The sequence below is a fragment of the Humidesulfovibrio mexicanus genome (genome assembly GCF_900188225.1).
GTDB lineage: Bacteria > Desulfobacterota > Desulfovibrionia > Desulfovibrionales > Desulfovibrionaceae > Humidesulfovibrio > Humidesulfovibrio mexicanus.
The window spans coordinates 15,733-28,321 of sequence record NZ_FZOC01000007.1 but is presented as its reverse complement, the minus strand read 5'-3'; the positions used below and the strand labels follow the sequence as shown (position 1 = coordinate 28,321).

The 12,589-nt window shown below is 67.7% G+C and carries 12 protein-coding genes; 2 read left to right on the top strand and 10 right to left on the bottom strand.

The window, feature by feature from the left end; genetic code table 11:
• Positions 1 to 33 precede the first annotated feature (33 nt).
• The 4 genes from CHB73_RS13355 to CHB73_RS13340 form a co-directional block, all read right to left on the bottom strand.
• On the bottom strand, positions 34 to 309 hold the full coding sequence (locus CHB73_RS13355; protein ID WP_089275105.1) for a co-chaperone GroES: 276 nt from the start codon (positions 307 to 309) through the stop codon (positions 34 to 36).
• A gap of 246 nt (positions 310 to 555) precedes the next feature.
• Positions 556 to 2,805 carry a vitamin B12-dependent ribonucleotide reductase gene (locus CHB73_RS13350; protein WP_089275104.1) on the bottom strand — a complete coding sequence of 750 codons (2,250 nt, stop codon included), beginning with the start codon at positions 2,803 to 2,805 and terminating at the stop codon, positions 556 to 558.
• A gap of 218 nt (positions 2,806 to 3,023) precedes the next feature.
• Positions 3,024 to 4,196 (bottom strand): radical SAM family heme chaperone HemW, encoded by a 1,173-nt coding sequence (gene hemW / locus CHB73_RS13345; protein ID WP_235641611.1) that lies wholly within the window; start codon positions 4,194 to 4,196, stop codon positions 3,024 to 3,026.
• Between the two features lie 16 nt (positions 4,197 to 4,212).
• Complete coding sequence (locus CHB73_RS13340; protein WP_089275103.1) at positions 4,213 to 5,004, bottom strand: C40 family peptidase; 792 nt, start codon at positions 5,002 to 5,004, stop codon at positions 4,213 to 4,215.
• Between the two features lie 364 nt (positions 5,005 to 5,368).
• On the opposite strand from CHB73_RS13340, the gene CHB73_RS13335 reads away from it, so the two are divergent.
• On the top strand, positions 5,369 to 6,565 hold the full coding sequence (locus CHB73_RS13335) for a MerR family transcriptional regulator (protein ID WP_089275102.1): 1,197 nt from the start codon (positions 5,369 to 5,371) through the stop codon (positions 6,563 to 6,565).
• A gap of 29 nt (positions 6,566 to 6,594) precedes the next feature.
• On the top strand, positions 6,595 to 7,179 hold the full coding sequence (locus tag CHB73_RS13330) for an LOG family protein (protein ID WP_089275101.1): 585 nt from the start codon (positions 6,595 to 6,597) through the stop codon (positions 7,177 to 7,179).
• An 84-nt stretch (positions 7,180 to 7,263) separates the two neighbouring features.
• Here the strand turns inward: CHB73_RS13330 and CHB73_RS13325 are convergent, their stop codons facing one another.
• The 6 genes from CHB73_RS13325 to CHB73_RS13300 all read right to left on the bottom strand — a co-directional run bounded on the left by CHB73_RS13325 (position 7,264) and on the right by CHB73_RS13300 (position 12,569).
• Positions 7,264 to 7,941, bottom strand: coding sequence for a response regulator (locus CHB73_RS13325; protein ID WP_089275100.1), 678 nt, complete (start codon positions 7,939 to 7,941; stop codon positions 7,264 to 7,266).
• 256 nt (positions 7,942 to 8,197) lie between these two features.
• Complete coding sequence (locus CHB73_RS13320; protein WP_089275099.1) at positions 8,198 to 10,165, bottom strand: hybrid sensor histidine kinase/response regulator; 1,968 nt, start codon at positions 10,163 to 10,165, stop codon at positions 8,198 to 8,200.
• A 99-nt stretch (positions 10,166 to 10,264) separates the two neighbouring features.
• The gene (gene divK / locus CHB73_RS13315) at positions 10,265 to 10,624 is read right to left on the bottom strand and encodes a DVU0259 family response regulator domain-containing protein (RefSeq protein WP_089275098.1); all 360 of its coding nucleotides are present in this window, start codon (positions 10,622 to 10,624) and stop codon (positions 10,265 to 10,267) included.
• Positions 10,624 to 11,079 carry a response regulator gene (locus CHB73_RS13310; protein WP_089275097.1) on the bottom strand — a complete coding sequence of 152 codons (456 nt, stop codon included), beginning with the start codon at positions 11,077 to 11,079 and terminating at the stop codon, positions 10,624 to 10,626. The genes divK and CHB73_RS13310 overlap by 1 nt, the downstream gene beginning before the upstream one ends.
• Before the next feature lie 5 nt (positions 11,080 to 11,084).
• Positions 11,085 to 12,026, bottom strand: a complete 942-nt coding sequence (locus CHB73_RS13305) for a universal stress protein (protein WP_089275096.1) — start codon at positions 12,024 to 12,026, stop codon at positions 11,085 to 11,087.
• A 3-nt stretch (positions 12,027 to 12,029) separates the two neighbouring features.
• Positions 12,030 to 12,569 carry a hypothetical protein gene (locus tag CHB73_RS13300; protein ID WP_089275095.1) on the bottom strand — a complete coding sequence of 180 codons (540 nt, stop codon included), beginning with the start codon at positions 12,567 to 12,569 and terminating at the stop codon, positions 12,030 to 12,032.
• Positions 12,570 to 12,589 lie beyond the last annotated feature (20 nt).

Here is a 12,589-nt window from a genome sequence, read left to right as displayed (position 1 = left end):
TCCTGTATGTGTGTGAGGATTCGTGTGCCTGGGCTATTTCTCGATGACGGCCAGGATCTCTTCCTGGCGCATGATGACGCATTCCTCGCCATCCATCTTGAACTCGGTGCCCGCGTACTTGGCGAACAGCACCACGTCGCCCTTCTTGACCTGCATCTTGACCTTGTCGGTGCCGGGGCCGGCGGCCACCACGGTGCCGCGCATGGGGCGTTCCTTGGCGCTGTCGGGGATGATGATGCCCCCGGCGGTCTTCTCCTCCTCGGGCAGGCGCTGGATGATCACGCGGTCGTGCAACGGGGAAAGCTTCATGTGAGACTCCTCCTCAAAGGGTATGTGTGTGGATTGCCGCGCCGGACCGGACGGCGATGAAGCCGTGCGAAATGTCGGACGGTCCGGCTTGGGCGAGGGAAAGATAAGCAGGGGTCGGGGGATGTCAACGGCGTAGGCGCGCATTTTCTTGCCGCCGATCCGTGGCGGGGAACGGGCGGGCGCCGACGGGGCGGTCCCGTCGGCGCCCCTGGCGCAACCGGAAAAACGGTCCCGCCCGTCAGGCGGCTAGCCGCACTTGGTGTAGCCGCAGGCCTTGCAGCAGTTGCAGCCTTCCTCGAAGGTCAGGGTCTCGCCGCATTCGGGGCACACTTCGCGCACAAGGCCGTTGGCGTGGACGCTGGCGTGCTTTTCGCCCGCAAGGTAGCGGTTCTCCAGCACCCAGGCCACGGCGTCGGGTATGGATTGCAGCAGGATCTTCTTCTGGAACTTGGGGTGCTCGCCGCCGATGCCCTTCAATTGCTCCACAATGTCGCGCACCTCGACCCCGCTGCGCAGGGCCAGGGACACCAGCCGCCCAATGGCCTCGGCCTTGGCGGTGATGGACTTTCCGGACTTGCCGATGGTGGCGAAGACTTCGAAGGGCCTGCCGTCCTGTTCGTTGATGGTGAGGTAGAGCGCGCCCAGGCCCGTGTCCACCTTCTGGGTGAAGCCATAGACGATGTCCGGCCGCTTGCGCACCACGGTCTTGGGCTTGGCGTCCTCGCCCGCGCCCTCGATCTTCTCCTGGCCCTCGCCGGTGCACAGCACCTGGCTGGTCTTGCAGCCGTCGCGGTACACGGTGACGCCCTTGCAGCCGTACTCGTAGGCCTTCCAGTAGATGTCCCAGATGTCTTCCTGCGTGGCGGAGTTGGGCAGGTTGACGGTCTTGGACACGGCGTTGTCGGTGTATTTCTGGAACGCGGCCTGCATCTTGAGGTGCCAGATGGGCTCGATGTCCATGGCCGTGACGAACACCCGGCGGATGTCCTCGGGCAGGTAGTCCATGGCCTTGATGCTGCCGATCTTGGCCACCTCCTCCATGAGCTTGGGGCTGTAGGCCTGGGCCATTTTAAGCGCGGCCTCGAAGTGGGGGTTCACCTCCACCAGCCTGTCGCCGTCCATGACGTTGCGCACGAAGGACAGGGCGAAGAGCGGCTCCACGCCGGAGGAGCACCCGGCCAGAATGGACAGGGTGCCCGTGGGGGCGATGGTGGTGGTGGTGGCGTTGCGGTAGGGGCCCTGCTGCTTCTGGGCGAACACGCTGCCCGCATAGGCCGGGAACGCCCCGCGCTCCTCGGCCAGGGCCTTGCTGGCCAGCTTGCTCTCGTCCTGGATGAAGCCCATGAGCTTCTCGGCCAGGTTCACGCCCTCCTGGGAGTTGTAGGGCACGCCCAGCTGGTAGAGCAGATCGGCGAAGCCCATGACGCCCAGGCCGATCTTGCGGTTGGTGCGCACGGTCTCGGTGATCTGGGGCAGGGGGTACACGCTGGCCTCGATGACGTTGTCCAAAAAGCGCACGCTCTGGTGCACGACCGTTTTGAGGCCCTCCCAGTCCACGCCATCGCGGGCGTTTTCATCGTGGAACAGGGCCAGATTGATGGAGCCCAGGTTGCAGGCCTCGTAGGGCAAAAGCGGCTGCTCCCCGCAGGGGTTGGTGGCCTCTATCTCGCCCAGCTGCGGGGTGGGGTTGTCGCGGTTGATGCGGTCCAGGAAGACCATGCCGGGGTCGCCGGACTCCCAGGCCTTCTGCACCAGCATGGAGAACACCTCGCGGGCCTTGAGCCGCGCCTTTTCCTCGCCCGTGTGCGGGGCGACGAGCGCGTACTCCTCGTCCGCGTCCACAGCCTTCATGAAGGCCTCGGTAAGCCCCACGGAAAGATTGAAGTTGTTCAGCTCGCCCTCGCGCTCCTTGGCCTTGATGAAGCGGATGATGTCCGGATGGTCCACGCGCAGGATGCCCATGTTGGCCCCGCGCCGGGTCCCCCCCTGCTTGATCTGCTCGGTGGCGGTGTTGAAGATGCGCAGAAAGGACAAGGGCCCGCTTGCCACGCCGCCGGTGGAGCCCACCCTGGCTTCGGCCGGGCGCAGGCGCGAGAAGGAGAAGCCCGTGCCGCCGCCGGATTTGTGGATGAGCGCCGCGTGCTTCACCGCGTCGAAGATCTCCTCGATGCTGTCGCCCACGGGCAGCACGAAGCAGGCGGCCAGCTGGCCCAGGTCCGTGCCCGCGTTCATGAGCGTGGGCGAGTTGGGCAAAAACTTGAAGCTGGTCATGAGCTCGTAGAATTCCCGCGCACGCTGCGCCACCCTGGCCTTGCCGCCCTTGAAGGCCGCCTCCTGCGCGGCAATGTGCGAGGCCACGCGCCAGAAAAGCTCCTTGGGCAGCTCAAAGGGCTTGCCGTCCGGCCCCTTGCGCAGGTAGCGGCGAGAAAGCACCACCTTGGCGTTCTCGTTCAGGGTCACGTCTGGCAGGTCGGCGGGAATGGGCAGCTGCGTCATACGGGCATCCTTGCGCGGGGGTTCGGTCCGCGTTTTCATCATCATGGTTTATTTTGAAAAAACAGGCGGGGGGGCGACTGCAACGAAAACCTATCAAGTTTCTCTAGAAAAATCCAGAAGCCGGGAGGTGTTGCAGATCAAGCCTCAAAGACAAAAATCCGCGCCGCACAAGGGCTGGCGGACGGCGTTTTTTCTAAAACCAGGAATCTTTCCCGCTTTCAGTCCTCAAACCCCAGGGCGCGGATGACGCTGTTCGACACCAGCATCCCCGCCGTTGTGAGGGCCAGACGCCCTGCGGACACGCGCGCAAGCCCGGCGCGGTCAAGCTGCTCCAGCAGTTCCGCTTGGCCCCTGCGCACGTCGATGCCGTGCGCCAATGCGTAGGCGTCCAGGTCCAGGCCCTCGGCCGTGCGCAGGGCCAGCATCAACGCCTCGCGCGCCCGTATCTGCGGGGACAAGACCTCCCGGTTCGCCTGCCCGGCGCGGCCGGAAAGCGCCAGGTCCGCCCATTGCGGCACATCGGCGGGGTTGGCCCAGCGCAGCGGCGCGCCGGGACCGCTCAGGGTGGACACGGCGGCAGGGCCGAAGCCCAGCGCGTCCTCGCCGCGCCAGCAGGACAGGTTGTGGCGGCAGCGCAGGTCCGGCCCGCCCACGCGGGCGAAGTTGGATACCTCGTAGTGCGCGTAGCCTTGAGCGGCAAGCAGGTCCGCCCCGCGCAGGAACATCTCGGCCTGGGCGTCTTCGTCCGGCAGGCCAGCCAGGGCGGCGGCGTCCGCGGCCAGGGGGGTGCCGGGCTCGATGGTCAGGCCGTAGCAGGACAGGTGCTCCGGCCCAAGGGCGACGGCCTGGCGCAGGGTGTCCAGCCAGTGTTCCACGCCTTGCCCCGGCAGGCCGAAGATGAAGTCCATGCCGATGTTGTGGAATCCGGCGTCCCGCGCCGCGGCGAAGGCGACTCGGGCCTGCCCGGCATCGTGCGCGCGGCCCAGGGCGGCCAGCATGGCGTCGTCCAGGCTCTGCACGCCAAGGCTCAGGCGGGTGACGCCCAGGGCGCGCGCGGCGGCGAGGAACTCCGGCGTGGCCGAATCCGGGTTGGCCTCAAGGCTGATCTCGGCGTCGGGAAGCAGCTGGAACTGCGCGCGCAATATGGCGAACACGCGGGCAAGGCCGTCCGGCCCAAGCAGACTGGGGGTGCCGCCGCCGAAAAAGAGCGTCGGCGCGGTCACGCTGCCGAAGCGCTTGGCCTGTGTCCCGATTTCGGCCTCAAGGGCGGCGCAATAGCGGGAGAGCGCCTGCGCCTCTGGCCCGGAAGGCCCGCAGGGTGCGGAAAAAAAGGCGCAGTAGCGGCACTTGGCCCGGCAAAAGGGCGCGTGCACGTACAGGCTGGCGCGCACCCTGCCCTCCCCGGCCCTAGCGCGTGTAGCGCCGCGCGCCCAGATAGCGTCTGGCCCAGTAGCCGTCGCTCATGCTGGCCTCGGAAATGCCGCGCCCCGGCCTGGGGCTGTGCACGAACACGCCGTCCTCCATGTAGATGCCCACATGCCAGCGGCCCCGGCGGTTGATCTTGTAGAACACCAGATCCCCGGCGCGCAGCTCGTCGCGGTTCACGCGCACGCCCTCCTGGTACTGCTCGCGCGCGGTGCGCGGCAGGGTCACCCCATGCTGCCGGAAGGTCCATTGGGTGAAACCGGAGCAGTCGAAGCCCGTGGCCGGGGAGGTCCCGGCGCGGCGGTAGCGGCGTCCCTTCTGGGTCAACCCCGTGCGCACGATGTCCAGTCCGAGCGAGGGCGGCAACTTGGCCAGCCGCTCCAGTCGGGCCTCGACCTCCAGGTCCTCCAGGGTGGGGAATTCGGGGATGTCCGTGGCCTTTGGCGGGGCCTCGGCCAGGCCGGGCAGCCGCAGGGTGCCGGGGCGGCCCGGCGGAGCCAGGGGCGGTTTGCCGGGCAGGGGGCCGGGCAGTTCGTCCAGAACCGCCATGGGCAGGCGCTCGCCGCCGGGCAAATTCTGCTCGGACAGCAGGCCGGAGTTCTCGGCGAGAATGGGATCGGGCTCGCCACGGAGTGCGCGGACGCTCATGCCGGAAGGGGCGCAAGCCGCCATAAAAAGCGCGCAGCACAAAACAAGCGGGATGCGCGCGGCAAGCCTGGCGCGGGACAGGGCTTTCGGAGTGCGGGCGGTGCGCCCGCCGATGTCTGCGGTCACGATGTGGCGTTGCTCCTTGGAAGCCGCCCTGGCGCGGAGCGCCCGGCCGTTTGGCCGGATGGGCGCGTGGCGGCGTTATGCCGGGTCCGGGCCGCGTGCCCGCCAGGATTGCGGCGGGAGGAAGAGGGGGGCGGCGCGGAGCGCGGTTTCGGCACCATAGCCCGAACACTGCCCCCGCGCCAAGAAAAAACCGCACCCTACTGCGGTGGACGCGCACAGGCTTCGCCCCCGCTGCGCAGCCTCGGGGTGGGCCTTGACGCACGCCGCCATTGGGGAATATCGATAAGCGTCGGAACGCCCCCACGCCGCGCCCGCAAGCATTCGGCCAGGCAACCGCGCGCCCGCACCAGCCGCCAGGAGACCAATGCCCCCGCACACCAGCTATACGCACCGCGACCTTGCCCAAGCGCTGGGGGTGTCCGAAACCACCATCAAGAGCTACCGGGCCAAATTCCCCGCCTTCCTTCCCGTGGCCCGGCTGGGCAAGCCCGTGCGCCTGCACCCGGAGTCCCTGGACATTTGCCGCCGCATCCGCGACCTTTTCGCCGATGGGATGTCGATTGCTCAAGCAACTGCTGCTCTTCGCACTGAATTCAAAGAGTTTCCACAGAATCGACGCTTATCGACAGCAAAAGGCTTCGCACCGCGCCCCCCTGTTCTTCCACCGGAGACCGAGGACGGCCAGACGCTGTCGGCGCGGCTCGACGCCCTGGCCCAGGCCCAGGACCAGACACGTCTGCGCATGGAGCAATTGGAGCGCGAGTTGCGCAACCTGGCCACCCTCGAAGCCGCGTCCAAGTCCCTGGTGGCCGAGCTTGTGGAGGAGTTCCGCGCCGCGCGCAGGGACGCCGGGCGACAGGCAGCGCAGGGGCCCGTTCCCCTTGCCGCCGCCCAGGGCACGCCCGGTCAGCGCCAGCAGGACGCGCCTTCGCCCAGTCCCAGCCCCGGTGACAGCGCCGCCACCGGTCCTGCGGCGAATTCAGGCGCGGAGGCGGACCTCCCCCCCGGCGGTCGTCCGGGCGCCAAGCCTGTTTCCACGCCTGGAGAGCACCACGGGCCACCGGCAGAGCACGCGGCCGAGGCCAAGTCGCCCGCTCAGGACCAGGACGGCCCCACCGTGCTCACGGCGCGCAAGATCGTCACCCTGCACGGCCCCGCCGGGCCCGTGGCCTCCTACTCCCTGGGCCGCGAGCCCAGCCCGCCCCCGCCCTTTCCGGAGCCCGAGGCCCCGCCTGCGGCCTTTCTGGACCTGCCCGCCGTGATCCGTTCGGGGCGGGGCGACTTTCTGGGCCTGCCAGGCGGACAGAGCGTGCGCCGCCTGGTCCATGTGCTGCGCCCGGAGGGCGGCCCCGCCCCGGCCTGGATACAGGAAGGGCCGGACGCCTGGACCTGCGCCATTCCCCTTGGACGCGCACAGACCCGCGAGATGCTCTTCGAGCGCACCACCACCCCGCGAGGCAATCTGGTGGGCCACATCCGGCGGATGCGCATCAACGAGGTCGAAGCCACCCCGGAGCAATTGCAGGAAATTTTTCGCCAGCTGCGCGATCAGCTGACCTAACTCGCAACCCGTACAGGAGAATTCCCCCCATGCAGCGCATCTGCGTCTTTCTCGGCTCCAACCCCGGCAACAGCCCGGAGTATCGCAAAACCGCCCAGGAGCTCGGCACTGAGCTTGCCCACCGGGGCATCACCACGGTCTATGGCGGGTCCAACGTGGGGCTCATGGGCGCGCTGGCCGACGCAGCCCTCGCCGCGGGCGGCGAGGTCATCGGCGTGATTCCCGAGGCCTTGCAGAAAAAGGAGATCGCCCACACCGGGCTTACGGAGCAGCACATCGTGGGCTCCATGCACCAGCGCAAGGCCCTCATGGCCGAATTGTCCGATGGCTTCATCGCCTTGCCCGGCGGCATGGGCACCCTGGAGGAGCTCTGCGAAATGCTCACCTGGGCGCAGCTTGGCTTCCACAAGAAGCCCTGCGGCCTGCTGGACGTTGGGGGCTACTACCAGAACTTGTGCGCTTTTCTGGACAACGCCGTGTCCCAGGGCTTCGTACAGCCCGCGCACCGGGGCATGTTGCTCTCGGCCCCGGAGCCCGACGCGCTGCTTTCGCTGTTCGAGAACTATCGCGCGCCCGTGGTAAACAAATGGATCGAGCGGCCCCAGACCCTCTGAAAACGGCAGCGGCCGGAGAAGGGGCTGTCCCTCCTCCGGCCGCAACGCACCGCGGGCGCAAACGCCGTCGCGGCGAGCCCCGTTCTAGCGGATGGCTTCCACTTCCAAGCCGCTGATCTTCACGAATTCCCGCACCTGATGCAGGTTGTGCACGTCCAGCTTTTTCATGAAGTTGGCGCGGTGCTTTTCCACCGTGCGGGTGGAAAGGAACAGCTTTTCAGCAATTTCCTTGTTCTTCATGCCCTTGAGCACCATTTGCAGAATGTGCCGCTCGCGCGTGGTCAACCCCTCCAGCGGAGAGGTGCGCTCGGGCCTGGCGCTGCGCAGATACCCGGTAATGAGCGTGGCCGAAACTTCGGGGCTGACGTAGGCCTCGCCCCGGCACACGGCGCGGATGGCCGTAAGCAGATCCTCGGCGCTGGCGGCCTTCACTACGTAGCCGTCCACGCCGGAATCCAGGGCCGCGTGCAGGTAGTCCTCGCTGCGGTGCGCGGTCAGGGCGATGATGCGGGCGTCGGGATAATCGCGCTTGATGGCCTTCACGGCCACCATGCCGTCCACGCCGGGCATGGAGAGATCCATGAGCACGATGTCCGGCTTGAGCTCGCGGCACATGCGCATGGCCTCGCGGCCATCCTGGGCCTCGCCGATGACCTGGCACAGGCCCTGGGCCTCAAGATAGGCCTTCAGACTCTGGCGGAGCAGGGCGTGGTCCTCCGCCAGAAGAACCTTGTAGCGCTTGGTGTCTGTCGTATTCGTCATGTCTTGTCACCTTGGGACTGTTTCGCCACCCCGCCCCATGCGTATTGCGGCGCCCCCCGTACGAGGTGATACGCAAAGCGTGATACGCAGTCAAGGCTTTTGCATACGCACAGGGCGGGCCAGGCAAACCGGTGTGCGAGAAGGCGCGCGGCCTGCGTTCGGGCATTGCCGGACGGGGCCAAGGCGGCCTGAGGAAGAAGGTATGCGCACACGGGCGCAGCCGGATACGTAGAAGACGCTGGTAGCGGCGTTTTGGTTACGCACTTTCGGCGGGACATTCCGTTTTCCGGCCGGTGGGCGTGCCCGCGCCGCACTGCTGCGTGCGCGGAATCCAGATGCGGAAGGTGGAGCCCCGGCCCGGCTCGCTCACCGCGCCGATGCGGCCGCCGTGCTGGTCCACGGCCTTCTTGGCGATGAACAGGCCCAGGCCCGTGCCGCGCGAGCCCTTGGTGGAGAAGAATACCGAGAACAGCCGCGAGAGGGTCTCGGGCGTCATGCCCTGGCCGTTGTCCTCTATTTCGAAGAACACGCCGCTGGCGTCGGGCCGGGCGCGGAACACCACTTCGTGCCTGGTCTTGGCCCCATCGTCCCGGCAGGCGTCCACGGCGTTTTCCAGAATATTCACCAGCGCGGCGGAGAGCACCACCTCGTCCACGGTGCACGCGCCCAAATCCGGGGAGATTTCCGCGCTGAAGCCCACGCCCTGCTGCCGGGCCTTGGGCGCGGCGGCCTCCACCACCTGCGCGGCCAGCTCGGCCCCCGGAAGGGTGCGCAGGGTCAGCTCGCGCTTCTTGGCGTAGAAGAGGATGTCCAGCACCATGCCCTTGATGCGCGCGACGAGCCCGGTGACCTTGTCCCAGCCGTCGCGGACCATTTGGGCGTCGCCGCTGCGGAACCCGGAATTGACCTTGTACACGCCGCCGTCCAGGGCGGTAAGCAGCCCCTTGATGCCATGCGACAGCGAGGCGATGAGCATCCCCAGCGAGGCCAGATGGTCCTGCATCCGGGACAGCTCGGTGATGTCGGTGGCCATCTCCATCACCGCCTCGATCTCGCCCAGGGCGTTGCGCACGGGCGCGGTCCAGACCACCACGCTCAGCGGTCGGCCGTCCTTGCCGCGCACGGTCAGCTCGCATTGGTGGGGCTGGCCGTCGGCGAACGTCTTGAGGGTGGGACACCCGAAGCAGGGGCGTTCTCCGCGTCCGTAGGCGTGGTAGCACAGCCCCCCCGTGCCCGCGCCAAAGGCCTCGCGGAAGCGGCTGTTGGCCGCCTGGATGCGCAGATGCCGGTCCTGCACGGTGATGAAGCACGGGGCCTCGTCGAAGAGCTGGCGGTACAGGCGGCGGCTGGTGTGCAGCTCGTCCTGCAGGCGCTGCACCTCGCTGGATTCCACCAGCATCTCCAGCACGAGGGCCACCTCGCCATCGCGGCCGTGGATGGGCGCCGTGTGTACGGTGACGGCGTTGAGGCTCTCGTCCTCGCCGAACAGGCCTTCCCGGCTCTTCTGGCCCAGGCCGCTGCGCAAGGTGCGGGCCACGGGGCTTTCCAGCCCCTGCCCGGCCGCCCCGGCGTAGATGCTGAAACCCGGCTGGCCCACGCGGTCGCCCAGGCGTTCCCGGTACAGCCGGTTCACGCTGATGACGCGCTGGTCGCGGTCCTGCACGGAGACCAGGCACGGGAGGTTGTTGAACACGCCGAGCTCGCCGGAAATCTCTCCGGCCAGGCCGCCCATCACCTGGGCCAGGCCCTCCACGGCCTCGCGGGCCACGCTCTGCCGCTCCAGCTTGACGAGCTTCTCGGCCTGGACGCGCACCTGCTCCTCCAGCTCGCGCGTGTGCTGGCGCACGGCCTCGCGCAGAAGGATCTTGTCCTGGGCGCGCTTGAGGGCGATTTCCAGCAATTCCGGCACGGCCGGCTTGGCGATGAAATCGCAGGCGTCGAGCTTGAGGCCCTGCACCGCCACGTCCATGTCGCCGTGCCCGGTGACCAGGATGACCTCGGTGTCCGGGGACTCCGCCTTGATGCGCCGGAGCAGCTCAAGCCCATCCATGCCGGGCATCCGCACATCGGTAAGCACGATGGGCGGCCGTTCGCGTCGGAAGAGCTCCAGGGCCTCCTCGCCGCTGGCGGCGCAGAGCACCCTGTGGCCCATGTCGCCCAGGGTGATGCCCACCACCGTGCGGATACCGGCCTCATCGTCGACAAGCAGTACGTCCATGCGCATCTGGCCCGCTCCCGCGGGGCCCAGTCAACGGCCGCGCGCAAACGCGCCCGAGACAGGCCAGTCCCCCAAGGGGGAAAGGGGAAAAGGACGGCCCGCCGGTTACGGCCTGCCTATGGTCCCTTCCACGATTTCGAGCACATGGGCGGGCTCGAAAGGCTTGCTCACCGTGGCCACGGCCTTGCGGATGGCCAGGTGGATGCCCGCAAGCCCGCTGATGACCACAACCGGCAATTCCGCGAACTCCGGCTTCTGGCTGAACTTGCGGTAGAAGCGCGGCCCCCATTCCTCGGGCATCTCCAGGTCCAGGGTCAGCAAGTCCGGGCGCTCGCGCTCCAGCAGCTCCATGGCCCCCTCGCCGCCCTCGGCGGAGCAGGTCTCGTAGCCCTTTTCGCGAAAAATGGAGACAAGATACTCCACGATGTCCTTGTCGTCGTCCACCACCATGATCTTCTTCGCCATCACGCTTCTCCTTCATGTTCGCTTGTGGCGGGGGCCTTGCGCGCACCCCCAAGAATGCGGTGCGCCTCGGCCAGAATGACTTCCGCCGTGGCGGGCTTCTCCACATAGCCGTCCGGCCCGCGCAGGCGGCCCGCAGGCCCGGCCCCGGCGCGGAGCAGGGCCATGCCGTGGCGGAACGCCTCGCCGTCCACGGCGGATACCACCAGCACGCGCACGGCCCCGAATCGCGGATCGGACCGCAGCCCCTCCAGAAACCGCACGCCCCCCTGGCGCGGCATCATCACATCCAGGCACACCAGATCGGGCCGGAACCCGGCCAGCATGTCCAGCCCCTCCTGTCCGTCCTTGGCCGTGGCCGCCTCGTACCCGGCGGATTCGAACACCGCCTTGAGGAACACGCGCAGGTGCATTTCGTCATCCAGCACAAGCACGCGCCAGGGCCTCGCCCCCCCCATGGCCGCTACTCCCCCGCGCGCGGCGGGCCGTAAGGGCTCACGTCCACCTTGTCCGGGTGGTTCACGCTCAACACCGGGCAGGCGCTGCGCAGCACCACCTGCTCGATCGTGCTGCCGAGCAGGGCGTTCTCCGGGTCAACGTCCTTGGTGTGGTGCGCCATGACGATGAGGTCGGCCTTGTTCTCCCGCGCGTACTTGAGCACCTCCACATACGGAAGCCCCTCGCGCAGGGCGGTGAGGGAGTTGTCGAAGTCGCCCATGTTGTCCACGTACTTTTCCCGCACCTTCTGCTCCGCCTGGGCCAACTGCCGCTCGATGAAGGCCTGTCCCTGCTCGGCCTGCCCGCCCAGATCCAGGCAGTGGAACACGTGCAGCCGACAGCCGATCTCCCTGGCCACATTGCGCGCGAACTGGAAGGCGTAGTCCGAGGCCTTGCTGAAATCCGTGGCCACCACGATGTTGGCGAAATACGACCAGCAGGTGACGCAGGGGCGACTGACGATGAGCACCGGGCAGCGGGCGCTTTTGGCCACTTTCTGCATGGTGGACCCGGCAATGGCGCGGTGGCGCATGGCGCCCACGTCCTCTGGCCGGGTGTGCGCGCCCATGACGATGAGGCTGGCGTCCGCCTTTCTGGCCTTGCGCAGGATTTCGGTGTGCGGCTCGCCCACGGCCGTCTCGAACTGGCAGGAGGGATGGTCCTTGGCCAGCGTTTCGTAATACTGGGCCATCTCCTCCCGCACCAGGCTCACGAGATTCTCGTCCACCTCCTCGGACTCTCCGGTGCGCACATCGCGATAGGTGAGGCCGAAACCGCGCGTGGGCAGGCCGAACACATGGAACACGTCCAGGCGCGAACGGTTTTTGCGCGAAAGCTCAAAGGCCACGCGCGCGGCGTCGTCGCAGGTGGAAGAGGCCGAGGTGGCGAACAGGATGGAATCGAACATGAGCTACCTCCTTAGTGCGCACGCGCGCGGCGTGCAGTGAAACGCAAGCTGCCAGACGACGCCCTGAAACAGTTCGAAAAGGGTGCATACGGTTTCAAAGCCGAACCGCTCCACACGGTCGCCAAAAACCACATGCCGAAGCGGGCCCAGGACAAGGGGCACGGCAAGCAGGGACTCCACCGTCCACTGCCGAGGTTCCACGTCCTCGCCGCCGGAGAGCACGCCGCGCAACACATGGTAGATGTCCATGCGCGGCGGGGGCGGATGCCCCACGACCTCCACCACGCGGGAGAACTCCATCCGCGCGAGTCCGGACGGCGGGCTTTGGACGGCATTCCCGGAAGCGCAGAGGGCTGCCAGGTCCGGGGCGAAGGGCGACAGGCGCTGGAGCACGGGATGCGCCGCGGCCATGCGCCCCACCGCGCCAAGGGTGCAGCCCTCGCCCAGGCGCAGACGCGCGCCCAGAACGGCCAAGGCGTCATCCACCAGGCGCCCATGGGGCGTCGACAGGCCGCCGTCATCGTTCAGTATGACTTCGTCCACATTACCCTACCAAGAATGGG